The 25,463-nt window shown below is 54.9% G+C and carries 19 protein-coding genes, 2 pseudogenes and 1 riboswitch; of the genes and pseudogenes, 13 read left to right on the top strand and 8 right to left on the bottom strand.

What is annotated here, in order from left to right:
- Positions 1-673: 673 nt before the first annotated feature.
- Positions 674-2,263 (top strand): bifunctional phosphoribosylaminoimidazolecarboxamide formyltransferase/IMP cyclohydrolase, encoded by a 1,590-nt coding sequence (gene purH / locus JTA15_RS18905; protein WP_219372598.1) that lies wholly within the window; start codon positions 674-676, stop codon positions 2,261-2,263.
- 15 nt (positions 2,264-2,278) lie between these two features.
- On the top strand, positions 2,279-3,571 hold the full coding sequence (purD, locus tag JTA15_RS18900) for a phosphoribosylamine--glycine ligase (RefSeq protein WP_219372597.1): 1,293 nt from the start codon (positions 2,279-2,281) through the stop codon (positions 3,569-3,571).
- A gap of 43 nt (positions 3,572-3,614) precedes the next feature.
- Here purD and JTA15_RS18895 read toward each other — a convergent pair whose 3' ends face one another.
- The 5 genes from JTA15_RS18895 to hemE all read right to left on the bottom strand — a co-directional run bounded on the left by JTA15_RS18895 (position 3,615) and on the right by hemE (position 7,155).
- Positions 3,615-4,307 carry a DUF1481 domain-containing protein gene (locus JTA15_RS18895; protein ID WP_219373266.1) on the bottom strand — a complete coding sequence of 231 codons (693 nt, stop codon included), beginning with the start codon at positions 4,305-4,307 and terminating at the stop codon, positions 3,615-3,617.
- An 11-nt stretch (positions 4,308-4,318) separates the two neighbouring features.
- Positions 4,319-4,591, bottom strand: a complete 273-nt coding sequence (hupA, locus tag JTA15_RS18890) for a nucleoid-associated protein HU-alpha (RefSeq protein ID WP_002445246.1) — start codon at positions 4,589-4,591, stop codon at positions 4,319-4,321.
- 186 nt (positions 4,592-4,777) lie between these two features.
- Complete coding sequence (locus JTA15_RS18885; protein ID WP_014168169.1) at positions 4,778-5,368, bottom strand: YjaG family protein; 591 nt, start codon at positions 5,366-5,368, stop codon at positions 4,778-4,780.
- A gap of 44 nt (positions 5,369-5,412) precedes the next feature.
- Positions 5,413-6,081 carry a deoxyribonuclease V gene (nfi, locus tag JTA15_RS18880; protein WP_025206412.1) on the bottom strand — a complete coding sequence of 223 codons (669 nt, stop codon included), beginning with the start codon at positions 6,079-6,081 and terminating at the stop codon, positions 5,413-5,415.
- Positions 6,082-6,090: 9 nt separating this feature from the next.
- On the bottom strand, positions 6,091-7,155 hold the full coding sequence (gene hemE / locus JTA15_RS18875; protein WP_020882986.1) for a uroporphyrinogen decarboxylase: 1,065 nt from the start codon (positions 7,153-7,155) through the stop codon (positions 6,091-6,093).
- 1 nt (position 7,156) lies between these two features.
- Here hemE and JTA15_RS21965 point away from each other — a divergent pair.
- A pseudogene (locus tag JTA15_RS21965) lies at positions 7,157-7,246 on the top strand (hypothetical protein); the annotation flags it as partial.
- Here JTA15_RS21965 and nudC read toward each other — a convergent pair.
- Positions 7,215-7,967: pseudogene (nudC, locus tag JTA15_RS18870) on the bottom strand (NAD(+) diphosphatase); the annotation flags it as partial. The pseudogenes JTA15_RS21965 and nudC overlap by 32 nt on opposite strands.
- Positions 7,968-8,062: 95 nt before the next feature.
- Between nudC and rsd the strand changes: the two are divergent.
- The 10 genes from rsd (at position 8,063) to JTA15_RS18820 (ending at position 16,888) form a co-directional block, all read left to right on the top strand.
- Positions 8,063-8,560, top strand: coding sequence for a sigma D regulator (gene rsd, locus JTA15_RS18865; RefSeq protein WP_219372596.1), 498 nt, complete (start codon positions 8,063-8,065; stop codon positions 8,558-8,560).
- 97 nt (positions 8,561-8,657) lie between these two features.
- A riboswitch (TPP riboswitch) is annotated at positions 8,658-8,767 on the top strand.
- 78 nt (positions 8,768-8,845) lie between these two features.
- Entirely contained in the window at positions 8,846-10,741 is a 1,896-nt protein-coding gene (thiC, locus tag JTA15_RS18860; RefSeq protein ID WP_149376851.1) for a phosphomethylpyrimidine synthase ThiC, read from the top strand.
- Complete coding sequence (thiE, locus tag JTA15_RS18855; protein WP_219372595.1) at positions 10,741-11,376, top strand: thiamine phosphate synthase; 636 nt, start codon at positions 10,741-10,743, stop codon at positions 11,374-11,376. The genes thiC and thiE overlap by 1 nt, the downstream gene beginning before the upstream one ends.
- The gene (locus tag JTA15_RS18850) at positions 11,369-12,124 is read left to right on the top strand and encodes a HesA/MoeB/ThiF family protein (protein ID WP_014168162.1); all 756 of its coding nucleotides are present in this window, start codon (positions 11,369-11,371) and stop codon (positions 12,122-12,124) included. Before thiE ends, JTA15_RS18850 begins: the two co-directional genes overlap by 8 nt.
- Complete coding sequence (thiS, locus tag JTA15_RS18845) at positions 12,108-12,308, top strand: sulfur carrier protein ThiS (protein ID WP_014168161.1); 201 nt, start codon at positions 12,108-12,110, stop codon at positions 12,306-12,308. Before JTA15_RS18850 ends, thiS begins: the two co-directional genes overlap by 17 nt.
- A gap of 1 nt (position 12,309) precedes the next feature.
- Positions 12,310-13,080: a thiazole synthase gene (gene thiG, locus JTA15_RS18840; protein ID WP_014168160.1), complete on the top strand. Its 771-nt coding sequence runs from the start codon at positions 12,310-12,312 to the stop codon at positions 13,078-13,080.
- Complete coding sequence (thiH, locus tag JTA15_RS18835) at positions 13,077-14,210, top strand: 2-iminoacetate synthase ThiH (protein WP_219372594.1); 1,134 nt, start codon at positions 13,077-13,079, stop codon at positions 14,208-14,210. The genes thiG and thiH overlap by 4 nt, the downstream gene beginning before the upstream one ends.
- Positions 14,211-14,539: 329 nt before the next feature.
- Positions 14,540-16,081 carry a sensor domain-containing diguanylate cyclase gene (locus JTA15_RS18830; RefSeq protein WP_219372593.1) on the top strand — a complete coding sequence of 514 codons (1,542 nt, stop codon included), beginning with the start codon at positions 14,540-14,542 and terminating at the stop codon, positions 16,079-16,081.
- 180 nt (positions 16,082-16,261) lie between these two features.
- Complete coding sequence (locus JTA15_RS18825) at positions 16,262-16,567, top strand: PTS sugar transporter subunit IIB (RefSeq protein WP_014068453.1); 306 nt, start codon at positions 16,262-16,264, stop codon at positions 16,565-16,567.
- A gap of 3 nt (positions 16,568-16,570) precedes the next feature.
- On the top strand, positions 16,571-16,888 hold the full coding sequence (locus tag JTA15_RS18820) for a PTS lactose/cellobiose transporter subunit IIA (protein WP_014168157.1): 318 nt from the start codon (positions 16,571-16,573) through the stop codon (positions 16,886-16,888).
- A gap of 59 nt (positions 16,889-16,947) precedes the next feature.
- On the opposite strand, the gene rpoC is transcribed toward JTA15_RS18820, so the two are convergent.
- Positions 16,948-21,171, bottom strand: coding sequence for a DNA-directed RNA polymerase subunit beta' (gene rpoC, locus JTA15_RS18815; RefSeq protein ID WP_014168156.1), 4,224 nt, complete (start codon positions 21,169-21,171; stop codon positions 16,948-16,950).
- Between the two features lie 76 nt (positions 21,172-21,247).
- Positions 21,248-25,276: a DNA-directed RNA polymerase subunit beta gene (gene rpoB / locus JTA15_RS18810; protein ID WP_020882980.1), complete on the bottom strand. Its 4,029-nt coding sequence runs from the start codon at positions 25,274-25,276 to the stop codon at positions 21,248-21,250.
- Between the last annotated feature and the right edge of the window lie 187 nt (positions 25,277-25,463).

The following is a 25,463-nucleotide window of genomic DNA, read 5'->3' as shown; positions in this document are numbered from 1 at the left end:
CCCGTCCGCCACTCGTCACCCGAGAGCAAGCTCTCTGTGCTACCGTTCGACTTGCATGTGTTAGGCCTGCCGCCAGCGTTCAATCTGAGCCATGATCAAACTCTTCAATTTAAGTTTGATGCTCGTGAATTAAACTTCGTAATGAATTACGTATGTTCACTCAGAGACTTGGTATTCATTTAGTGTCCGAAGACATTAAGAATCCATGTCACTTTGAGTGCCCACACAGATTGTCTGATAAATTGTTAAAGAGCAGTTGCGACGCGGCTTACAGCTCACCGTCGCGAGGTGGCGTATATTACGCTTTCCTCTTTCAGAGTCAACCCTGAAGTTCAGGATTTTTTCTCTTCAACCGACCGGGTTAACTGTGAAGTGATTCACATCTGCCGTGTCGATGGAGGCGCATTATAGGGAGTTCTCTGCAGGCCGCAACCGCTAAATGACAGAAAAATGACTGACTGCTGCATTCCCCAGCAAAACCCCGCCTTATACCCTTTTACACACAGACTTATCCACAGAGATACGAAAAAGTGAAAATTCGCGAGCGTTGCGCAAACGTTTTCGTTAAAATGCTCGCGCTTAACAAGGATGCCTCGTCAGGTGTGTTAGATGAGTTTTTCGCTGGAAAATTCATCTAACGCTCTCTGTAATCGTGAAATCCAGGGGATTTACCATGCAACAACGTCGTCCAGTCCGCCGCGCTCTGCTCAGTGTTTCTGATAAAGCCGGTATCGTCGAATTCGCTCAGGCACTTTCTGCACGCGGTGTGGAGTTGCTTTCTACAGGTGGTACCGCTCGCCTGTTAGCAGAGAAAGGTCTGCCGGTAACCGAAGTGTCCGATTACACCGGTTTTCCGGAAATGATGGATGGACGCGTCAAGACCCTGCACCCGAAGGTCCACGGCGGTATTCTTGGTCGTCGCGGCCAGGACGACGGCATTATGGAAAAGCATGATATCGCGCCAATCGACATGGTCGTCGTTAACCTCTACCCGTTCGCTCAGACCGTTGCCCGCGAAGGCTGCTCTCTGGAAGACGCCGTCGAAAACATTGATATCGGCGGCCCAACCATGGTGCGCTCAGCGGCTAAGAACCATAAAGATGTTGCCATCGTGGTGAAGAGCAGCGACTACAACACCATTATTAATGAGATGGATGCCAACGAAGGGTCGCTGACGCTGAAGACGCGTTTCGACCTCGCCATCAAAGCATTCGAGCACACCGCCGCGTACGACAGCATGATCGCCAACTACTTCGGTAGCCTGGTGCCTGCTTATCATGGCGAAAGCACTGAACCTTCCGGCCGCTTCCCGCGTACGCTGAACCTGAACTTCATTAAGAAGCAGGATATGCGTTACGGTGAGAACAGCCACCAGCAGGCTGCCTTCTATATAGAAGAAGAGGTAAAAGAAGCCTCTGTTGCGACCGCACAGCAGGTTCAGGGCAAGGCACTCTCCTATAACAACATCGCTGACACCGATGCAGCGCTCGAGTGCGTGAAAGCGTTCAGTGAACCCGCCTGCGTAATCGTGAAGCACGCGAACCCATGTGGCGTAGCGGTAAGCACCTCCATTCTCGACGCCTATGATCGCGCGTATAAAACCGACCCAACCTCTGCATTCGGCGGCATTATCGCCTTCAACCGCGAGCTGGACGCTGACACAGCACAGGCCATCATCTCCCGTCAGTTTGTCGAAGTGATCATCGCTCCTTCTGCATCCGACGAAGCCCTGAAAATCACCGCGGCAAAACAGAACGTGCGCGTACTGGTGTGCGGCGAGTGGGCTGAGCGCGTACCGGGTCTGGACTTCAAACGCGTGAACGGCGGTCTGCTGGTTCAGGATCGCGATCTGGGCATGGTCACCGAGGGCGATCTGCGCGTCGTGACGAAACGCCAGCCTACCGAGCAGGAACTGCGTGACGCGCTGTTCTGCTGGAAGGTCGCGAAGTTCGTGAAATCCAACGCGATTGTCTATGCAAAAGAGAACATGACCATCGGAATAGGCGCAGGCCAGATGAGCCGCGTTTACTCCGCGAAAATTGCGGGTATCAAAGCGGCCGATGAAGGTCTGGAAGTGAAAGGCTCGGCAATGGCCTCTGACGCCTTCTTCCCGTTCCGTGACGGTATCGACGCTGCTGCTGCAGTGGGTATTACCTGTGTTATCCAGCCTGGCGGCTCAATCCGTGACGACGAAGTCATTGCCGCTGCTGACGAACACGGCATTGCGATGATCTTCACCGACATGCGTCACTTCCGCCATTAATCCACGGAGCAGAAAATGAAAGTATTAGTCATTGGTAATGGTGGGCGCGAGCATGCTCTGGCGTGGAAAGCGGCTCAGTCGCCGCAGGTGAAAACCGTCTTTGTGGCACCGGGTAATGCCGGTACTGCGCTGGAACCCACGTTACAGAACGTCGCTATCGGCGTGACCGATATCCCGGCCCTGTTGAGCTTTGCTCAGCAGGAGAAAATCGATCTGACCATCGTGGGTCCGGAAGCGCCGCTGGTGATTGGCGTCGTTGACGCCTTCCGGGCTGCTGGCCTGCAAATCTTCGGCCCAACGGAAGGGGCTGCACAGCTGGAAGGTTCGAAAGCCTTCACCAAAGATTTCCTCGCACGTCATAACATCCCGACGGCGGAATATCAGAATTTCACCGAAGTAGAGCCAGCCCTGGCTTACTTACGTGAAAAAGGTGCGCCTATCGTTATCAAAGCCGACGGTCTGGCCGCCGGTAAAGGCGTTATCGTGGCGATGACGCTCGAGGAAGCCGAAGCCGCGGTTCAGGATATGCTGGCAGGCAACGCCTTTGGCGACGCGGGCCATCGCATCGTGATTGAAGAGTTCCTTGACGGTGAAGAGGCGAGCTTTATCGTGATGGTCGACAGCGAGCATGTTCTGCCAATGGCCACCAGCCAGGATCATAAACGCGTTGGCAATGCAGATACCGGGCCGAACACCGGCGGTATGGGCGCTTACTCCCCTGCCCCTGTGGTCACTGACGAAGTGCATCAGCGCACCATGGACCGCATTATCTGGCCAACCGTCAAAGGCATGGCTGCCGAAGGTAATACTTACACCGGTTTCCTCTATGCAGGCCTGATGATCGACAAGCAGGGCAATCCGAAGGTGATTGAGTTCAACTGCCGCTTCGGCGATCCGGAAACGCAGCCAATCATGCTGCGCATGAAATCTGACCTGGTGGAACTGTGTCTTGCCGCCTGTGAAGGTAAGCTGGATGAGAAAACGTCTGAGTGGGATGAACGTGCTTCTCTGGGCGTGGTGATTGCTGCGGGGGGTTATCCGGGTAATTACAATACCGGTGATGAGATTCACGGTTTACCGCTGGAAGAAGTAGAAGGCGCGAAGGTATTCCACGCCGGCACGAAGCTGTCTGACGACGATCGCGTGCTGACCAATGGCGGCCGTGTACTGTGTGCGACCGCACTGGGTCACACCGTTGCAGAAGCACAGAAGCGTGCCTATGCGCTGATGGCAGATATTCACTGGAACGGTAGCTTTAGCCGCCAGGATATCGGTTATCGCGCAATTGCGCGTGAGCAGGGCGAGTAATACTTCAGCCAGCCCCTCTCCCGTCAGGGAGAGGGGACGCCACTCAAAAACTCTTTTCTGTCGGCTGCCAGGTGCAGAAGTCTTCGTTCGCGACCAGCAGCAGTTGAGAACCTTCCGGCGCTTCCAGCCACGCCACACTCACTTCCATGGATGAATGCCGCTGACGGCGCTCAATATGTTCGGTTGCCCAGGCTTCAAGCTCAGGCTTAACGGTTTGCCCTTCGCAGGTGGTTACCGTGCCATCGGCATGCCAGCGCCCCTGGCGCAGCACAACGCGTCCCTGACGCAGCGCATCGCTGGTCTGGCGGATTTGTTCGGCACGATAACGATAGAGTGCGACTTGATCGCTGGAAAGCTGCTGTTTTTGACCGCTGACTTCCCGCTGCATAAAGCTCAGCTCGCCATGGTCATCAAAACGCACTTTCACATGTTCGGGGGTCTTGCTGTAGACATTCAGTTCTATCAGCGATAGGTCATCGCCCTGCCAGCGATACTCCGCGGTCGACGTATTGCCGTTATGCCACGGACTGAAAGCAGAAAGCAGATGCACTTCGCCGCCAGAATCTTTGCGCCAGATCCTCACCGCACCCTGGTTGTCAGCGTAGCCGCTGGCGGTAAACGGTGGCAGAGAGGTGTCGTGGCTACAGGCGGACAGAAACATCACGCCCGCCAGCGCGAAAAGACCGCGCCAGACAGACAAAAGGGGCGTTACCGCCCCTTCGTTAAAACTGTTCACTGCCACGCGTCTTACTTAACAGCGTCTTTCAGTGCTTTACCAGAAACAAATGCCGGCACGTTAGCTGCGGCGATTTTGATTTCTTTACCGGTCTGCGGGTTGCGGCCAGTACGCTCAGCGCGGTGGTTCACTTTGAAGGTACCGAAACCAACCAGTTGTACAGCATCACCTTCTTTCAGAGACTCAGTAATAGCAGCCAGGGTAGATTCCAGAGCAGCTTTAGCCTGCACTTTAGACAGATCAGCCTTGTCCGCAATTACATCAATCAGTTGAGTCTTGTTCATAAGTTATCCTTTCAATGTGTTTATCGCTTGCTAAGCATCGAGTGCGACGAAAATGCCAAAAAAGCACTCTCCTGCATACACGCACCGATAGCCACTTTTTTTCGCCCCCCAAATGTAGACCAGACAAGGGGCGAAAGGGAAGAGTCGAGGAGCGACAAAACGAGCGTTATATCAAGTTTTGTTGTCTCATTGGTTAAAAATTATACCAATATTACTCTCACCAGCCTCACGTAAGTCCGCACGGAGCCCTTTTATCAGCTCAATATCGCGTTCTTCACACTCTGCCAGCAGGCGGAAAATCTCCCACTGGATATCCCATTCCTGCTCAACCGCGGGGTTTACTCGCAGCTCTTCGTCGGTCATTTCCCGACCTTCCTGGGTCATTTCCAGCATCGCGACGGTCGTAATGGATGCCTTGCTGACTTCGATAGCATGCTCCAGCGTTTCACCGCTCAGACGGGAATGAATCAGCTCGCTTAATGCCACGCAGGCATCAATGGCCGGATAGACACCATACAGGTCGTAGTCATCCGCCGCCGGGATCGCCTCTTCAAGCTTTTCAAGCTGAGAGTCGAAATTCACCTTAGCGTCTTTGACCGTCAGCGTCTCCCAGATTAAATCCAGGATGCGGCGATAAATCTGCCCTTCACCAAAGCCTGTCTGCTTGCAGAACGCGGCATAGTTGGGATACATGCGCTCGCACAGGCAAGCCATAAAAGTCACGTGCTGCCAGCTTTCCAGCTTCTCAAGGCGCAGATGAATCGGGTTTTGTAGCATGATGAGGTCTCGAATCGAAAATTAGCCGCAGTTTACCTGAATCATCACTGAATTTCTTGCCAACGCGTAAAAGCCGGACGCCCTGACGCTACCGCATCAGCCCAGCGGGTGGGCTCCGGTAAGCGATACCCTTTCATGCAGCGCTGCACCCACGCCAGCGCACTGTCCGTGCTCACCCGATGCCCGGTGGCGATAAACAGGGGGTTACAACGCGCTTTACTGCGCCAGACCCACGCCAGTTGCTCACCCTTATCGATGAGAGGTGCCAGCGCGCCTGGCTCGGCGGAGAGCGGCTCAAACGCACCGCACAGGCGTTTTTTAGCCACACCGATGGTGGGGACATCCACCAGCAGCCCAAAGTGGCTGGCGACGCCTAAGCGGCGCGGATGAGAGATACCATGGCCGTCGACAAACAGCAGGTCGGGTTTTTGCGAGAGTTGCTCCCACGCTGCCAGCAGCGCGGGATATTCACGGAATGAGAGAAAGCCAGGAATGTACGGCATGGTGGTGGCGATACGCGCCACCTTGTACTCCACCAGTTCCAGCGAGGGATACTTCAGCAGCACCATTGCCGCCCGCGTCACTTCACCTCCCTGCTCAAACCCCACATCTGCTCCGCCAATGTACTGCGGCGGGTCTGTGTCCAGACGATCCTCACGGATCACGGATGAGGCCAGTTCTATCTGTTGAGCGCGTAATGACGCGAGATCCATAACCACTCCTTACTGATGATAATGTGCAGAAAGTCGGTGCACCGCCTCCACAAACGCGCCAGCGTGTTCTGGCGGTACATCCTGATGAATACCGTGCCCGAGGTTGAACACGTGTCCTTCGCCCTGGCCGAAACCAGCAAGAATGGAGGCCACCTCTTCCTCAATACGGGCAGGCTGAGCATAGAGCATAGACGGGTCCATGTTGCCCTGCAGCGCCACTTTGTCACCCACGCGACGGCGCGCATCGGCAATATCGGTTGTCCAGTCGAGACCCAACGCGTCACAGCCGGTGGCGGCCATGGCTTCCAGCCACTGCCCGCCGCCTTTGGTGAACAGCGTCACCGGCACCCGGCGACCTTCGTTTTCACGCAGCAGGCCATCGACGATTTTATGCATGTAATACAGCGAGAACTGCTGGTAATCGCGCCCGGTCAGTACGCCGCCCCAGGTATCGAAAATCATCACCGACTGCGCGCCTGCTTTAATCTGCGCGTTAAGATAGAGTGTGACGCTCTTCGCCAGCTTGTCGAGCAGCGTATGCAGCGCCTGTGGCTCCGCGTACATCATCTTTTTAATGACGGTAAAGGCTTTGCTGCTGCCACCTTCCACCATATAGGTCGCCAGCGTCCACGGGCTGCCTGAGAAGCCAATCAGCGGCACTTCGCCTTTCAGTTCACGGCGAATTGTGCGCACGGCGTTCATCACATACCCCAGCTCCTGCTCAGGATCCGGTACCGGCAGCTTATCAACGTCGGCTTTGCTTTTGATCGGGGAGGTGAAACGCGGACCTTCACCGGTTTCGAAATAGAGCCCAAGGCCCATGGCATCCGGAATGGTCAGAATGTCCGAAAAGAGAATAGCGGCATCCAGCGGGTAGCGGCGCAGCGGCTGGAGCGTCACTTCGCAGGCCAGCTCGGCATTTTTGCACAGCGACATAAAATCACCCGCCTGCGCACGCGTGGCTTTGTACTCTGGCAGATAGCGCCCCGCCTGGCGCATCATCCACACCGGGGTGACATCAACGGGCTGGCGCAGCAGCGCACGCAGATAACGATCGTTCTTCAGTTCGGTCATTTTGCAGTTCCTTATTGCGTCAGTCCGTGAGTGTAACACTACTCATACTCGGCCCGACACATTGCCACGGTATCTTCTATCAGCCGACGGGCTACCGTTCCCGGCGGGGGTAACAGTGGCAAATCGTCATAACGGTACCAGTTCGCGTCCAGCAGCTCTTTCTGGTCGATAACAATCTCACCGCTATCGTATTCGGCCATAAACGCCGTCATCAGCGACTGTGGGAACGGCCACGGCTGAGACGTTACGTAACGCAGGTTCTTCACCCGGATCCCGCTCTCTTCCATCACTTCACGCGCCACCGCCTGCTCCAGCGTTTCGCCCACTTCAACGAACCCGGCAAGAACAGTATGAATGCCGTTGCGATGGCGGGTATGTTGTGCCAGCAGGATGGAATCGTCACGCCGGATAGCGACGATAATGCACGGCGCAATCTGCGGATAATAGCGTTCACGGCAGTGGCTGCAGAGCATGGCCCACTCGGTTTTACTCGGGTGCATGGTATGCCCGCAGTAGCCGCAGTATTTATGCGATCGGTAAAACTCGGCCAGCTGCACGCCACGGCCTGCCAGCTGGAACAGGCCCACATCGAGATCCAGCACCTGACGAACGGATCCCATGTCCTGGCGGCGAGGCTGCTGGATCAACCACACCGGCTCCCCTTGCCACTCGCCGATCTTCAGCGCAGGCTGACCAACGAGATCGAAACGATCGGCAGTGCCATAGGGTATTTCCCCACCGGGCAGCCATAATTTTTGTTCGTGACTGACAATCCACCAACCCAGATCTGATTTTTCAATAATACGATCCATATCTATTGCACTACCTTCGCTTCACTGACATGTTGTTAGCATTGTGGTTACATTTTGGATAAGCAGAATCAATTCTAAACCTTGCGGAGTCGAACATGTTAAACCAGCTAGAAAGCCTGACTGAGCGCGTTAGAGGAAGTAACAAACTGGTGGATCGCTGGCTACATGTGCGCAAGCATCTACTCGTGGCTTATTACAATCTGGTCGGTATTAAGCCTGGCAAAGAATCGTTTATGCGGCTGAATGAAAAAGCGCTGGATGATTTTTGTCAGAGCCTGGTCGACTACCTGTCCAACGGCCATTTCAATATTTATGAACGCATTATCCGCGAAATGGAAGGCACTAGCCCGTATTTAACGGCATCCAAACTCTACCCTCTGTTGGAAGCCAATACCCAGCAGATCATGAATTACTACGATTCCACCCTCGAGAACGCCATCGATCACGACAACTACCTTGAGTTTCAACAGGCGCTGTCCGATCTCGGCGAAGCGCTGGAAGAGCGATTCTCGCTGGAGGATAAGCTGATCGCCCTCGTACTGGATAACGATTCTAAGGCCAGCAACGAAGATAACATCGCGCGGCCTGCTTGAGTTCTTAATCGTTAACGAGTAGTTTACAAACATTCGCCCCTCTCAGGAGGGGTATTACACGAAATCATTCATGCGATAGCGTGAACGATGGCGTGTAAATTTCTTGTCGGAGTGCCCAGTGTGAAAGCACGGGCTGAGACCGTTAATTCGGGATCCGCGGAACCTGATCAGGCTAATACCTGCGAAGGGAACAAGAGTAAAACTGCTGTAGTATCGCCCCCGGGCGATCTCCTCTTGCTTCATCCGTCGTCTGACAAGCCATGTCCTTCACTTTTGGAATGAGCTATGTCTACTACTAAACTGACCCGCCGCGAACAGCGCGCACACGCCCAACACTTCATCGACACCCTGGAAGGCACCGCTTTCCCGAACTCTAAGCGTATTTACATCACCGGCTCTCAGGCGGATATCCGCGTTCCGATGCGCGAAATCCAGCTTAGCCCGACGCTTCTTGGCGGCAGCAAAGAAAACCCGCAGTATGAAGACAACGAAGCCGTGCCAGTCTACGACACGTCTGGCCCATACGGCGATCCTGATGTGGCCATTAACGTGCAGCAGGGGCTGGCAAAACTTCGCCAGCGCTGGATTGACGCGCGTAACGACTGCGAAGAACTGACGGTTCGCAGCTCTGCCTACACCAAAGAGCGTCTGGCCGACGACGGCCTGGACGAACTGCGCTTCGCGGGCCTGCTGACGCCGAAACGTGCGAAAGCGGGCAAATGCGTCACCCAGCTGCACTATGCGCGTCAGGGGATCGTCACCCCGGAGATGGAGTTTATCGCCATCCGTGAAAACATGGGCCGTGAGCGCATCCGTAGCGAAGTGCTGCGCCACCAGCATCCGGGCGAAGGTTTCGGTGCCCGCCTGCCGGAAAACATCACCCCGGAGTTTGTGCGCGATGAAGTGGCCGCTGGCCGCGCGATTATCCCCGCCAACATCAATCACCCGGAATCCGAACCGATGATTATCGGCCGCAACTTCCTGGTGAAGGTCAACGCCAATATCGGTAACTCCGCGGTCACCTCCTCCATCGAAGAAGAGGTCGAGAAGCTGGTCTGGTCAACGCGCTGGGGCGCGGACACGGTAATGGATCTCTCCACCGGGCGTTATATCCACGAAACCCGCGAGTGGATCCTGCGTAACAGCCCGGTGCCTATCGGAACGGTGCCGGTCTATCAGGCGCTGGAGAAAGTGAACGGTATCGCTGAAAACCTCACCTGGGAAGCGTTCCGCGACACGCTGCTGGAGCAGGCTGAACAGGGTGTAGACTACTTCACCATCCACGCGGGGGTGCTGCTGCGCTACGTGCCGATGACCGCGAAGCGTCTGACCGGCATTGTCTCGCGCGGGGGCTCAATCATGGCGAAGTGGTGTCTGTCTCATCATCAGGAAAACTTCCTCTACGAACACTTCCGCGAGATCTGCGAAATCTGTGCCGCTTACGACGTCTCGCTGTCGCTGGGCGACGGCCTGCGCCCTGGTTCCATTCGTGATGCCAATGACGAAGCGCAGTTTGCCGAGCTGCACACGCTGGGCGAGCTGACCAAAATCGCCTGGGAGTATGACGTGCAGGTGATGATTGAAGGCCCGGGCCATGTCCCCATGCAGATGATCCGCCGCAATATGACGGAAGAGCTGGAGCACTGCCATGAAGCACCATTCTATACCCTGGGGCCGTTGACCACCGATATTGCCCCGGGTTACGACCACTTCACCTCCGGAATTGGTGCGGCGATGATCGGCTGGTTCGGTTGCGCCATGCTCTGCTATGTGACGCCAAAAGAGCACCTCGGTCTGCCCAACAAAGAGGACGTGAAGCAGGGGCTTATCACCTACAAAATTGCCGCCCATGCTGCGGACCTGGCGAAAGGCCATCCGGGCGCGCAAATTCGCGATAACGCGATGTCGAAGGCCCGCTTTGAATTCCGCTGGGAAGATCAATTTAACCTCGCGCTCGACCCGTTTACCGCCCGCGCCTATCACGACGAAACCCTGCCGCAGGAGTCCGGCAAAGTGGCCCATTTCTGCTCCATGTGTGGGCCAAAATTCTGCTCGATGAAGATCAGCCAGGAGGTGCGTGACTACGCCGCCGCGCAAACCATTGAAGTGGGCATGGCGGATATGTCAGAAACCTTCCGCGCGAAAGGCGGCGAAATCTACCTCAAAAAAGAGGAGGCGTAATGTACCAGCCCGATTTCCCACCCGTGCCCTTTCGTTTGGGGCTCTACCCGGTGGTGGACAGCGTGGAGTGGATTGCCTGCCTGCTGGAGGCAGGTGTACGCACGCTGCAGCTACGCATCAAAGATAAACGCGATGAGGAGGTGGAGAACGATGTCGCCGCCGCCATCGCGCTGGGGCGTCGGTATAACGCCCGCCTGTTTATCAACGACTACTGGCGACTGGCGATAAAGCACCAGGCCTACGGCGTGCATCTGGGTCAGGAGGACCTGGAGACCACAGATCTGAATGCCATCCGGGAAGCCGGTTTGCGCCTGGGTGTCTCGACCCATGACGATATGGAGATTGACGTGGCACTGGCGGCACGCCCTTCGTACATTGCGCTTGGACACGTCTTCCCGACGCAAACTAAACAGATGCCCTCCGCGCCACAAGGGCTGGCACAGCTGGCGGCTCACGTGAAGCGTCTTGCGCAGTACCCGACCGTGGCCATCGGCGGGATTAGCCTTGAACGCGCTCCGGCCGTGCTGGATACCGGTGTCGGCAGTATCGCCGTCGTCAGTGCCATCACCCAGGCCGCAGACTGGCAGGCCGCCACCCGGCAGCTCTTACAACTGGCAGGAGCAGGCGATGAATGATCGTGACTTTATGCGCTATAGCCGCCAGCTCCTGCTGGAGGATATCGCCATCGACGGGCAGCAAAAGCTGCTCGCCAGCCGGGTTTTGATTGTCGGGCTGGGCGGATTAGGCGCGCCTGCCGCGCTCTATCTGGCCGGTGCAGGCGTGGGCACGCTGGTACTGGCCGATGACGACGAGGTGCATCTTAGCAACCTGCAGCGTCAAATCCTCTTTACCACCGAGGATATCAACCAGCCCAAAGTACACATTACCCGCCAGCGTCTGAACCAGTTGAACCCGGATATTGAGCTCATTGCGTGTCAGGAGCGGCTCAGCGGCGACAATCTGCTCCGAGAGGTCGCCCTGGCCGACGTGGTGCTGGACTGCACCGACAATATGGCAACCCGCCAGGCGATCAACGCCGCCTGTGTCGCAAAAAATACGCCGCTTATCACCGCCAGCGCGGTGGGGTTCGGCGGGCAGATGATGGTCCTGACACCGCCGTGGGCGCAGGGCTGCTATCGCTGTCTGTGGCCAGACGATGCTGAGCCAGAGCGTAACTGTCGCACCGCGGGCATTCTTGGCCCGGTTGTGGGGGTGATGGGTACCCTGCAGGCGCTCGAGGCCATCAAGCTGCTCAGCGGAATGGAGACCGAGCGCAACACGTTGCGGTTATTTGACGCCCGCTCCAGCGGCTGGCGTCATTTGGCGTTACACCGCGCCAGCCACTGCCCGGTATGTGGAGGCGGCAATGCGCATTCTGTTTAACGATGAGCCGATGAAATGCGAGGACGGGCTCACCGTTGCCGTGCTGCTCGATAAGCTTCGCCAGCTCAAGCCGGGAACGGCACTGGCGCTCAATCAACAGATCCTGCCGCGCGAGCAGTGGGAACATCAGCAGGTCAGTGAAGGCGACCAGATCCTGCTGTTTCAGGTTATCGCAGGGGGCTGAGATGTTACGTATTGCCGATAAAGTCTTTGATTCACATCTGTTTACCGGAACCGGGAAATTCGCATCACCCCAGCTGATGGTCGATGCCATCCGTGAAAGCGGCAGCCAGCTGGTCACGCTGGCGTTAAAGCGCGTGGATCTGCGCCATCACAGTGATGCCATTCTGGCGCCTTTACTGGAAGCTGGCGTCACGCTACTGCCAAATACTTCCGGCGCGAAAACGGCCGAAGAGGCCATTTTCGCCGCTCAACTGGCGCGTGAAGCGCTCGGCACACGCTGGCTGAAGCTGGAAATTCACCCGGATGCTCGCTGGCTGTTGCCCGACCCGATCGAGACGCTGAAAGCGGCGGAAAAGCTGGTACAACAAGGGTTCATCGTTCTGCCTTACTGCGGTGCCGATCCGGTACTCTGCAAACGTCTGGAAGACGTTGGCTGCGCCGCCGTTATGCCGCTGGGCGCGCCTATTGGCTCTAACCAGGGGCTGGAAACCCGGGCAATGCTGGAGATCATCATTGAGCAGGCCACCGTGCCGGTGGTGGTGGATGCGGGTATTGGCGTACCAAGCCATGCCGCGCAGGCGCTGGAAATGGGGGCGGACGCGGTGCTGGTGAACACGGCCATCGCGGTTGCCGACGATCCGGTCATGATGGCGCGCGCGTTTCGCATGGCGGTGGAGGCTGGCCTGCTGGCACGGCAATCAGGCCCTGGCTCGCGCAGTTTTCAGGCGCAGGCCACCAGCCCGCTGACCGGTTTTCTGGAGGCAATCTCATGACCACCTTCACCGACCGCTGGCGGCAGCTTAACTGGGACGACATTGCCCTGCGCATCAACAGCAAAACGCCGGTCGACGTCGAGCGCGCATTGAATACGCGCCATCTGACCCGCGACGATTTAATGGCCCTGCTCTCCCCTGCGGCCAGCGCTTATCTGGAGCCGATGGCCCAGCGCGCCCAGCGTCTCACCCGACAGCGCTTTGGCAACACGGTGAGCTTTTACGTCCCGCTCTATCTCTCAAACCTGTGCGCCAATGACTGTACCTACTGCGGCTTCTCCATGAGCAACCGCATTAAGCGTAAGACGCTTGATGCGGAGGAGATCGCGCGCGAGTGTGCGGCCATCCGGGAAATGGGCTTCGAGCATCTCCTGCTGGTCACCGGTGAGCACCAGGGCAAAGTCGGAATGGACTATTTCCGCCAGCACCTTCCTGCCATTCGTCGTCAGTTCGCCTCGTTGCAGATGGAAGTGCAGCCCCTGTCGCAGGATGAGTATGCGGAGCTCAAAACGCTCGGACTGGATGGAGTGATGGTCTATCAGGAAACGTACCACGAAGCGACCTACGCCCGGCATCACCTGAAGGGCAAGAAACAGGACTTCTTCTTCCGCCTTGAAACGCCGGACAGGCTCGGACGTGCCGGGATCGATAAAATTGGCCTTGGTGCGCTGATTGGGCTTTCCGATAGCTGGCGCGTGGATTGCTACATGGTGGCGGAACATCTGTTGTGGCTTCAGCAGCACTACTGGCAGAGCCGCTACTCCATCTCCTTCCCCCGGCTGCGCCCGTGTGCTGGCGGGATTGAACCGGCCTCACTCATGGATGAGCGCCAGCTGGTACAAACGATCTGCGCGTTTCGCCTGCTTGCCCCGGAGGTTGAATTATCGCTTTCAACACGTGAATCACCGGCGTTCCGCGACCGCGTGATCCCGCTTGCGATAAACAACGTGAGCGCATTTTCCAAAACACAGCCGGGCGGTTACGCCGATGATCACCCTGAACTGGAGCAGTTTGCCCCGCATGATGGACGACGTCCGGAAGCGGTCGCCGCGGCCCTGAGCGCACAGGGGCTGCAGCCGGTCTGGAAAGACTGGGACAGCTGGCTGGGAAGAGCCTCGCAATTACGCTGAAACATACTGCAACTCCGCAGAAATAAAACGAGGCGGCACGGAGAGTCACAACCGGATGATTGTCAGCTATCGTCCGGTTTTTTATTGTCATGTGGTCAGCAACGGACGCTGACCAGGGCGAAAAGCTTCTTCCTCGTTTCGCCCTGCCTCTGACTTATCGTGCACACTGAATTTCTGATTTTATGAGTAATTTCTTAGCCATTCTTAAGATAAATCATCTCGTCTGAAATCGTGTTCCGTATAATTCACAGCTAACCGCAGGACTGCGACTATGCTGAGAGGATATCGGCAGACGAAAAGCATTCACCCTCAGGAATGATGTACAACTCATGGCACTTCACAGCAAAAAACTCTCTTTTACCCGGCCAATAATGGCCAGCTTCGCGGGGATACTGTGCAGTTTTGCACTGATCGCTGTCGTGGTTACGCTTTCGCAACGAAAGGATTTTCTTGAGGATTATCATAAAATTAATGGTAATTTCACGCATAATCTGGCGGTTAACTATACCGAATCAATGTTGCGTGAAAACGACTATATTCTTGGTCGTTCTGCGATGTACTTTTCCCGCAACGAAATACTGAATGAGACGCTGAACGTCAACCCGACGCAAGGGTTGCAGATGTTGATGCATTTGCAAAACCTGATGCCGACCGTGTCATCCATCTCGCTGGCCGACACGGAAGGGCATTATTTGCACGTTCCAGAAGCGCCTCCCACGGAAAAGAGTAAAAACGCCGATCCGCGGACGCGCCCGTGGTTTGTCGCCCACGCGGAAGCCAGTATTTTCAGCCATTATACCCACCCTTATATGGACTACTTTACCGGGCATCCAACGGTCACGCTTTATAAGCCATTGATTTCAACAGAAGGCAGACTCAAGGGAACCCTCGCCTTTCATCTTGATTTGGCGTCGATGGGGTATACCCTTCGACAGATGGTGGCCCCTGTACAAGGGGAATTCTTCGTCGTCGAGCGCGACGGAACCGTGGTGCTTCATCCTGACACGGGCGCGCTGTTCAAAAAATACGTGAGCGAAGCGCTGATGGACAAAATGACCAGCGGCGAGGGGCATTTATACGACCGGAAAAGTAAAACCTGGTATTACTACTACTCCTTCACTAACCCGGATTGGTTTGTCATCTACCGGGTCTCTGGCGCGACCCTGACGGATATTACCCGCCACGAAACCACTATCGTTGGCTGGGGATTTGCACTGGCGGCGATTATTATCATTCTCTTCGGTTTGTACCTTCGCCATGCCTCGCGTACCGTGCTAATGCATATTATCAACGCCATCAAAACTGGCGACGTCAGCCAGGCACCGCGTCTGGAAGCGATGCTGAGTCATACTATCCAGTCGAATAAAGAGCGTGAGATGGCATATGTCCGCCAGGCAACCCACGATGCGCTAACAGGCTGCAAAAACCGCCGCGCGTTCGATACCGATGTGGAAGAGTTAATGGCGGCTCAACAGCCTTTCGCACTGGCGCTGGTGGACATCGATAACTTCAAATCAATCAACGATACCTGGGGCCACCTTAGCGGCGATATTGTCCTGCGTAACGTGGCGCGTGAAGGGCTCCAGATCATGCAACCGCACCACATCTCGGTGTACCGGTATGGTGGAGAAGAGTTTGCGGTGGTCTTCCAGGCTGCGCAAATTGCTGATGCAATCTCGTTGCTGGAAGCGTGGCGTACCACCATTGAAAAACGCGTCTGGCGGGAAGAAAACCTGCAGGTCACGTTCAGTGCAGGCCTGGGGGAATGGCATTTCGAACCGCTGGAGCAATTTGTCGGGAGCGTGGATAACGCACTTTACAGCGCAAAACAGCAGGGTAAAAACCGTATCCTTCGGACCTCCATCCGTTAATTTCTCCCCTCCCACGCTGTCCGTTTCGACGGGCAGCGTGCACTTTCATGCAAAATTGTAACCGGTTTCAGAAAATCACCCATTTCTTTGTGATGCCTGACACACAATCGCGGTAAAGCGGTTGTTGAAGCGGTCTGCACGGGATAATTATCAATAAACACATGTAGATCGAGGCTGATTATGAAGAACATCGTTTTATGCTGTGCAGCGGGAATGTCAACCAGCATGCTGGTTCAACGTATGAAAGACGCCGCGCAGAAAAAAGGGGTTGAAGTCACCATTAAAGCCGTTCCGGTTGCGGAGTTTAAAGATAATATCGCGACGGCTGACATCGTATTGCTGGGGCCACAGGTTAAATACGAGCAGGCTAAACTTCAGGCGCAGGCCGATCCGCTGGGTAAAAAGGTCGCGGTGATCGACATGATGGATTACGGCATGATGAAAGGTGATGTCGTCCTGGAAAAAGCGCTTAAATTACTGGAGTGACCCGTGGAAGATTTAGAAACAACGATCATGGAACTGCTGGTCAACGCGGGAGCAGCGCGCAGTGCTGCCCTTACGGCGTTGCAGATGGCCCGTAAAGGTGACTTTGACGAAGCCGAAAAGGCAATGGAAGAGTCGCGTGAATACGTGAAACATGCCCACACCATCCAGACGCAGCTGATTGGTCTTGATGAAGGGACCGGAAAGCTGCCGGTTAACCTGATCACCGTCCACTCTCAGGATCACCTGATGAACGCGATGGTCATTCAGGACCTGGCGGGCGATATGATTGAACTGTATCGTCGGCTACCGCTGATAAACTGAAAAATATGCAGACATAAAAAAACCCGCCGAAGCGGGTTTTTTTATGTCTGCATCAACGATTACTCGTTGTCAGAACCACCCAGACCTGCGTTCAGCAGTTCTGCCAGGCTCGCGGATGCATCTTCAGCAGTTACCTGCGGTGCAGCTGGCAGTTCGCCTGCAGCACGACGACGCATACGATCCTGATGGTACGCATAACCGGTACCAGCCGGGATCAGACGACCTACGATAACGTTCTCTTTCAGACCGCGCAGTTCATCACGCTTACCTGCTACAGCGGCTTCGGTCAGGACACGCGTGGTCTCCTGGAACGATGCTGCAGAGATGAAGGACTCGGTTGCCAGAGACGCTTTGGTGATACCCAGCAGATCGCGCGAGAAGGTCGCAGCGATTTTGCCGTTCGCTTCCAGATCGCGGTTAGCGATCTTGACGCGTGAGTATTCAACCTGCTCGCCTTCCAGGAACTCAGAGCTGCCCGCGCTATCGATGGTTGCTTTACGCAGCATCTGACGAACGATAACTTCAATGTGTTTATCGTTAATCTTAACGCCCTGCAGACGGTATACGTCCTGTACTTCGTTAACGATGTAACGAGTAACAGCATGCACACCACGCAGACGCAGGATGTCGTGCGGCGCTTCTGGACCGTCGGAAACCACGTCACCACGTTCTACACGTTCACCTTCGAACACGTTGAGCTGACGCCACTTAGGAATCATCTCTTCGTACGGCTCGCTGCCATCTACTGGGGTGATAACCAGACGGCGTTTACCTTTGGTCTCTTTACCGAAGGAGATGATACCGCTGATTTCAGCCAGGATTGCAGGCTCTTTCGGACGACGTGCTTCGAACAGATCCGCAACGCGTGGCAGACCACCGGTGATGTCCTTGGTACCGCCGGATTCCTGAGGAATACGCGCCAGGGTGTCACCAGAACTGATCTGTACGCCATCTTCCAGCTGTACAATCGCTTTACCCGGCAGGAAGTACTGCGCAGGCATATCGGTACCAGGGATCAGAACGTCGTTACCCTGAGCATCAACGATTTTCAGTGCAGGACGCAGATCTTTACCACCGGCAGTACGCTCAGCAGAGTCCAGAACGACCAGAGAAGACAGACCGGTCAGCTCGTCGGTCTGACGAGTAATGGTCTGGCCGTCGATCATGTCAGTGAAGCGGATGAAACCACTTACTTCGGTGATAACCGGCATGGTGTGTGGATCCCAGTTTGCAACGGTTTCACCGCCGGCAACCTGCTCGCCATCACCTTTCGCCATAACAGCACCGTAAGGCACTTTATAGCTCTCTTTGGTACGACCGAATTCGTCGATCAGCTTCAGCTCGGTGTTACGAGAGGTCACAACCAGCTTGCCTGCGGAGTTAACAACAGACTTCGCGTTGCTGAGCTTGATGCTACCTTTGTTTTTCACCTGGATGCTGGATTCAGCAGCCGCACGAGATGCCGCACCACCGATGTGGAACGTACGCATCGTCAGCTGTGTACCCGGTTCACCGATGGACTGTGCCGCGATAACACCGATTGCTTCACCTTTGTTGATGATGTGGCCACGCGCCAGGTCACGACCATAGCAGTGCGCACATACACCGAAATCGGTGTCACAAGATACAACGGAACGAACTTTCACAGAGTCAACAGAGTTCGCTTCCAGCAGGTCACACCACTGTTCGTGCAGCAGCGTGTTGCGTGGAACCAGAATGTCTGCGGTACCCGGCTTCAGAATGTCTTCCGCGGTTACACGACCCAGTACGCGATCGCGCAGCGGCTCTTTAACATCACCACCCTCGATAACCGGGGTCATGGTGATACCTTCGAGGGTGCCACAATCGTCTTCGGTCACAACCAGATCCTGCGCAACGTCAACCAGACGACGCGTCAGATAACCGGAGTTCGCAGTTTTCAGTGCGGTATCCGCCAGACCTTTACGCGCACCGTGAGTAGAGATGAAGTACTGGAGTACGTTCAGACCTTCACGGAAGTTCGCGGTGATTGGCGTTTCGATGATGGAGCCATCTGGCTTCGCCATCAGACCACGCATACCTGCCAGCTGACGAATCTGTGCTGCAGAACCACGCGCACCGGAGTCGGCCATCATGTAAATGCTGTTGAAGGAAACCTGCTGCTCTTCTACGCCGTCACGGTTAATCACGGTTTCGGTTTGCAGGTTATCCATCATCGCTTTGGATACACGATCGTTCGCCGCAGCCCAGATATCGATAACTTTGTTATAGCGTTCGCCCGCGGTAACCAGACCAGACTGGAACTGCTCCTGGATCTCAGCAACTTCGGCTTCCGCTTCAGAGATGATCTCGTGTTTCTTCTCTGGGATAACCATGTCATCGATACCAACAGATGCACCTGAACGCGCTGCATATGCAAAGCCGGTGTACATTGTCTGGTCAGCGAAGATAACCGTCGGCTTCAGACCCAGAATGCGGTAACAGGTGTTCAGCATTTTGGAGATCGCTTTCTTACCCAGCGCCTGGTTGACGATGGAGAAAGGCAGACCTTTCGGTACGATCATCCACAGAATGGCACGGCCAACGGTCGTGTCTTTCAGGCTGGTTTTCGCAACGAATTCGCCGTTAGCATCTTTTTCATATTCAGTGATACGCACTTTGACACGCGCATGCAGAGAGGCCAGGCCAGCGCGATAGATACGCTCAGCTTCTTTAGGGCCAGTCAGCACCATGCCTTCGCCTTTGGCGTTAACACAGTCGCGGGTCATGTAGTACAGACCCAATACAACGTCCTGAGAAGGAACGATGATTGGTTCACCGTTCGCTGGAGACAGGATGTTGTTAGTAGACATCATCAGCGCACGCGCTTCGAGCTGGGCTTCCAGCGTCAGCGGTACGTGAACAGCCATCTGGTCACCATCGAAGTCGGCGTTATATGCCGCACAAACCAGCGGGTGCAGCTGGATAGCTTTACCTTCGATCAGTACCGGTTCAAATGCCTGGATACCCAGACGGTGCAGTGTTGGTGCACGGTTCAGCAGTACCGGGTGTTCGCGGATAACTTCGTCCAGGATATCCCAAACGACAGCTTCTTCACGCTCAACCATTTTCTTAGCGGCTTTGATGGTGGTGGCCAGGCCACGCAGTTCCAGCTTGCCGTAGATGAACGGTTTGAACAGCTCCAGTGCCATTTTCTTCGGCAGACCGCACTGATGCAGACGCAGGTATGGACCTACGGTGATAACAGAACGACCGGAGTAGTCAACACGCTTACCGAGCAGGTTCTGACGGAAACGACCCTGTTTACCTTTGATCATATCGGCCAAAGATTTCAGAGGACGTTTGTTAGAACCGGTGATCGCACGACCGCGACGACCGTTATCCAGCAGGGCATCTACCGCTTCCTGCAGCATACGTTTTTCGTTACGTACGATGATGTCCGGCGCAGCCAGATCCAGCAGACGTTTCAGACGGTTGTTACGGTTGATAACGCGACGATACAGATCGTTCAGATCCGACGTTGCGAAACGACCACCATCCAGCGGAACCAGCGGACGCAGATCTGGCGGCAGAACCGGCAGAACGGTCAGGATCATCCACTCTGGTTTGTTACCAGACTGAACGAATGCTTCCAGCAGTTTGATACGCTTGGTCAGCTTTTTACGCTTGGTTTCGGAGTTGGTTTCGTTCAGCTCTTCACGCAGCTGCTCGCACTCTTGCTCCAGGTCCATGCTTTTCAGCAGGGCCTGAATAGCTTCCGCACCCATCTTCGCGTCGAATTCGTCACCGAACTCTTCCAGCGCGTCCAGATACTGTTCTTCGGTCAGAATCTGGTGGCGTTCCAGATTCGTCATACCGCCTTCGATAACCACATAAGATTCGAAGTACAGAACACGTTCGATATCGCGCAGCGGCATATCCAGCAGCAGGCCGATACGGGACGGCAGAGATTTCAGGAACCAGATGTGCGCAGTTGGAGATGCCAGTTCGATGTGGCCCATGCGCTCACGGCGCACTTTGGTCTGGGTCACTTCAACGCCGCACTTCTCACAGATCACACCACGGTGTTTCAGGCGCTTGTACTTACCGCACAGGCACTCGTAGTCTTTTACTGGCCCGAAAATTCGTGCACAGAAAAGGCCGTCACGCTCAGGCTTGAACGTACGGTAGTTGATGGTTTCCGGCTTTTTAACTTCACCGAAAGACCATGAACGGATCATGTCTGGCGAAGCCAGAGCAATTTTGATCGCATCAAACTCTTCGGTTTTAGTCTGCGCTTTCAGAAACTTTAATAAATCTTTCACGGATTTGCTCCCGTCGGAGTTAGCACAATCTGGTGTCGGGGGTTAGCCCGACACCAGTGACCTGTTTGAGCGAGAATTACTCGTCTTCCAGTTCGATGTTGATACCCAGCGAACGAATCTCTTTCAACAGTACGTTGAAGGACTCTGGCATGCCCGGTTCCATCTGATGATTGCCGTCCACGATGTTTTTATACATCTTGGTACGACCGTTCACGTCATCAGACTTAACGGTGAGCATTTCCTGCAGGGTGTATGCTGCGCCGTATGCTTCCAGCGCCCACACTTCCATCTCCCCGAAGCGCTGACCACCGAACTGCGCCTTACCACCCAGCGGCTGCTGAGTAACCAGGCTGTAAGAACCGGTAGAACGAGCGTGCATCTTGTCGTCGACCAGGTGGTTCAGTTTCAGCATGTACATGTAACCTACGGTTACCGGACGCTCGAACTGTTCACCGGTACGGCCATCAAACAGCGTAATCTGACCAGACGTTGGCAGACCACCCAGTTGCAGCAGCTCTTTGATTTCAGCTTCTTTTGCACCGTCGAATACCGGCGTTGCAATCGGCATACCTTTGCGCAGGTTCTCTGCCAGACGCAGCACTTCTTCATCGCTGAAGGTGCTCAGGTCGACTTTCTGACGAACGTCGGTACCCAGATCGTAGGCACGCTGGATGAATTCGCGCAGTTTCGCGACTTCTTCCTGCTGTTTCAGCATGGCGTTGATCTTATCGCCGATACCTTTCGCAGCCATACCCAGGTGGGTTTCCAGAATCTGACCGATGTTCATACGAGACGGTACGCCCAGTGGGTTCAGTACGATATCTACCGGCGTACCGTTAGCATCGTGCGGCATATCTTCGATCGGGTTGATCTTAGAGATAACACCCTTGTTACCGTGACGACCTGCCATCTTATCACCAGGCTGGATCTGACGTTTAACAGCCAGATACACCTTAACAATCTTCAGCACGCCTGGTGCCAGATCGTCGCCCTGAGTGATTTTACGGCGTTTCGCTTCGAGTTTTTTCTCGAACTCGTGTTTCAGTTCGTCATACTGCTCAGCCAGCTGTTCCAGCTGATTTTGTTTCTCTTCGTCGGTCAGGCCCAGTTCCAGCCAGCGATCGCGTGGCAGTTTGTCGAGCTTCTCAGCTTCAACGCCACCGGCAACCAGCACCGCATAGATACGGCTGAACAGACCCGCTTCGAGGATCTGCAGTTCTTCAGACAGGTCTTTCTTAGCCTGCTTGAGCTGCATCTCTTCGATTTCCAGCGCACGCTTATCTTTTTCAACGCCGTCACGGGTGAAGACCTGAACATCGATAACCGTACCGGAAACACCGTTTGGTACACGCAGAGAAGAGTCTTTAACGTCAGACGCTTTCTCACCGAAGATAGCACGCAGCAGTTTCTCTTCTGGCGTCAGCTGGGTTTCACCTTTCGGCGTTACCTTACCAACCAGAATGTCGCCGCCGGTCACTTCTGCACCGATGTAAACGATACCGGATTCATCCAGTTTGGAGAGCGCAGCTTCACCCACGTTAGGGATGTCAGCGGTGATCTCTTCTGGCCCCAGCTTGGTGTCACGGGACACACATGCCAGTTCCTGAATGTGGATGGTAGTGAAACGATCTTCCTGAACCACACGCTCGGAGACGAGGATGGAGTCTTCGAAGTTGTAACCGTTCCACGGCATGAACGCTACGCGCATGTTCTGACCGAGCGCCAGTTCACCGAGGTCAGTGGACGGACCGTCTGCCAGCACGTCGCCGCGCTCAACGGGCTCACCCAGAGACACACAAGGCATCTGGTTGATACAGGTGTTCTGGTTAGAACGGGTGTATTTGGTCAGGTTATAAATGTCGATACCTGCTTCGCCCGGGTACATCTCGTCTTCGTTAACTTTGATAACGATACGGGAAGCATCCACGTACTGAACAGTACCGCCACGTTTAGCCACCGCAGTAACACCGGAGTCAACGGCAACAGCACGTTCCATACCGGTACCAACCAGCGGCTTATCAGCACGCAGAGTTGGAACGGCCTGACGTTGCATGTTCGCACCCATCAATGCACGGTTGGCGTCATCGTGTTCCAGGAACGGAATCAGGGACGCACCGACGGATACCACCTGCTGGGTGGATACGTCCATGTAGTCAACCTGGTCGCGGCTGAACAAGCTGGATTCGCCTTTGCTACGGCAGGTAACCAGATCTTCTACAAAGTGGCCTTCGTCATCCAGGTTGGAGTTCGCCTGAGCAATAACGTAGTTGCCTTCTTCGATAGCAGACAGGTAGTGAATTTCGTCAGTTACAACACCGTCGGTCACTTTACGGTACGGCGTCTCAAGGAAACCGTATTCGTTAGTCTGTGCGTACACGGACAGGGAGTTGATCAGACCGATGTTTGGACCTTCAGGCGTTTCGATTGGACATACGCGACCGTAGTGAGTCGGGTGTACGTCTCGAACTTCGAAGCCTGCACGTTCACGGGTCAGACCGCCTGGGCCGAGTGCAGAGATACGACGTTTGTGCGTGATCTCAGACAGCGGGTTGTTCTGGTCCATGAACTGAGACAGTTGGCTGGAACCGAAGAACTCTTTCACTGCTGCAGAAATCGGCTTGGCGTTGATCATATCCTGAGGCATCAGGGTATCCAGATCGCCCAGAGACAGACGCTCTTTCACCGCACGCTCAACACGTACCAGGCCAACGCGGAACTGGTTTTCCGCCATTTCGCCTACGGAACGGATACGACGGTTGCCGAGGTGGTCGATATCGTCCACTTCGCCTTTGCCGTTACGGATATCGATGAGCTTCTTCATCACTTCGATGATGTCGTCTTTGCTCAGGATACCGGAACCTTCGATCTCATCACGCAGCAGAGAACGGTTGAACTTCATACGACCAACCGCGGACAGATCGTAGCGGTCTTCGGAGAAGAACAGGTTCTCGAACAGGCTTTCAGCCGCTTCGCGAGTTGGTGGTTCACCAGGGCGCATCATGCGGTAGATTTCTACCAGCGCGCTCAGACGATCGGTCGTTGGATCGACGCGGATAGTCTCAGAGATATAAGGACCGTGGTCCAGATCGTTGGTGAACAGCGTTTCGATGCGTTTGTGGCCAGACTGGCTCAGCTTAGCCAGCAGATCCAGGCTCAGCTCCATGTTCGCCGGGCAGATCAGCTCGCCAGTTGATTCATCAACGTAATCTTTCGCGGCTACTTTTCCAGCAATGTATTCAACCGGAACTTCGATGAGTTTGATATCATCTTTTTCCAGCTGACGGATGTGGCGCGCGGTAATACGGCGGCCTTTTTCCACATACACTTTGCCGTCGGCTTCGATGTCGAACGACGCGGTCTCACCACGCAGACGCTCTGGCACCAGCTCCATCTGCAACTTGTTGTCGCGGATTTCAAAGATTACTTTCTCAAAGAACAGGTCCAGGATCTGTTCAGTGGTGTATTGCAGCGCACGCAAAATGATGGTCGCAGGCAGTTTACGACGACGGTCGATACGGACAAACAGGTTGTCTTTAGGATCGAACTCGAAGTCCAGCCAGGAACCACGGTAAGGAATGATACGCGCGTTATACAGTACTTTACCGGATGAGTGTGTTTTACCTTTATCGCTGTCGAAGAAGACACCCGGGCTACGATGCAGCTGGGAAACGATAACACGCTCAGTACCGTTGATGACGAAAGTACCGTTGTCTGTCATGAGTGGAATTTCACCCATGTAGACTTCTTGTTCTTTAATGTCTTTTACGGTGCCTTCTGGCGCTTCGCGCTCATAGATCACCAGACGCAGTTTTACGCGCAGCGGTGCGGAATAGGTCACGCCACGGATCTGACATTCCTGAACGTCAAACACCGGTTCGCCAAGGCGGTAGCTGACGTACTGCAGCTCGGAGTTACCGCTGTAGCTCTGAATCGGGAACACGGAACGGAAGGCTGCTTCCAGGCCGTACTGCCCTTCAGGATCTTGCTCGATAAACTTCTGGAACGAGTCAAGCTGGATAGAAAGGAGATATGGAATGTCCAGAACTTGTGGACGTTTACCAAAATCCTTACGAATACGTTTTTTCTCGGTATAGGAGTAAACCATAGGGTTCCTCAGCTCGCTGACAAGTCGACCCATCTGTCCGACGAAGGGACAGTTTGTGCAACACCATTTTGTGGACCGGAAAATTGAATACTTTCCGCAATACCTGTTGCTATCACGCTTAAATCATTTCGTCGCGATTTACACAGAGCGCGCACCCTGTCGCAATATATTAAGTCGTCGATAGAAA

This window comes from Enterobacter sp. BIDMC 29 (assembly GCF_019378755.1).
GTDB lineage: Bacteria > Pseudomonadota > Gammaproteobacteria > Enterobacterales > Enterobacteriaceae > Enterobacter > Enterobacter ludwigii.
The sequence above is the reverse complement of the archived record's forward strand: the minus strand, read 5'-3'. Positions and strand labels throughout refer to the sequence as shown.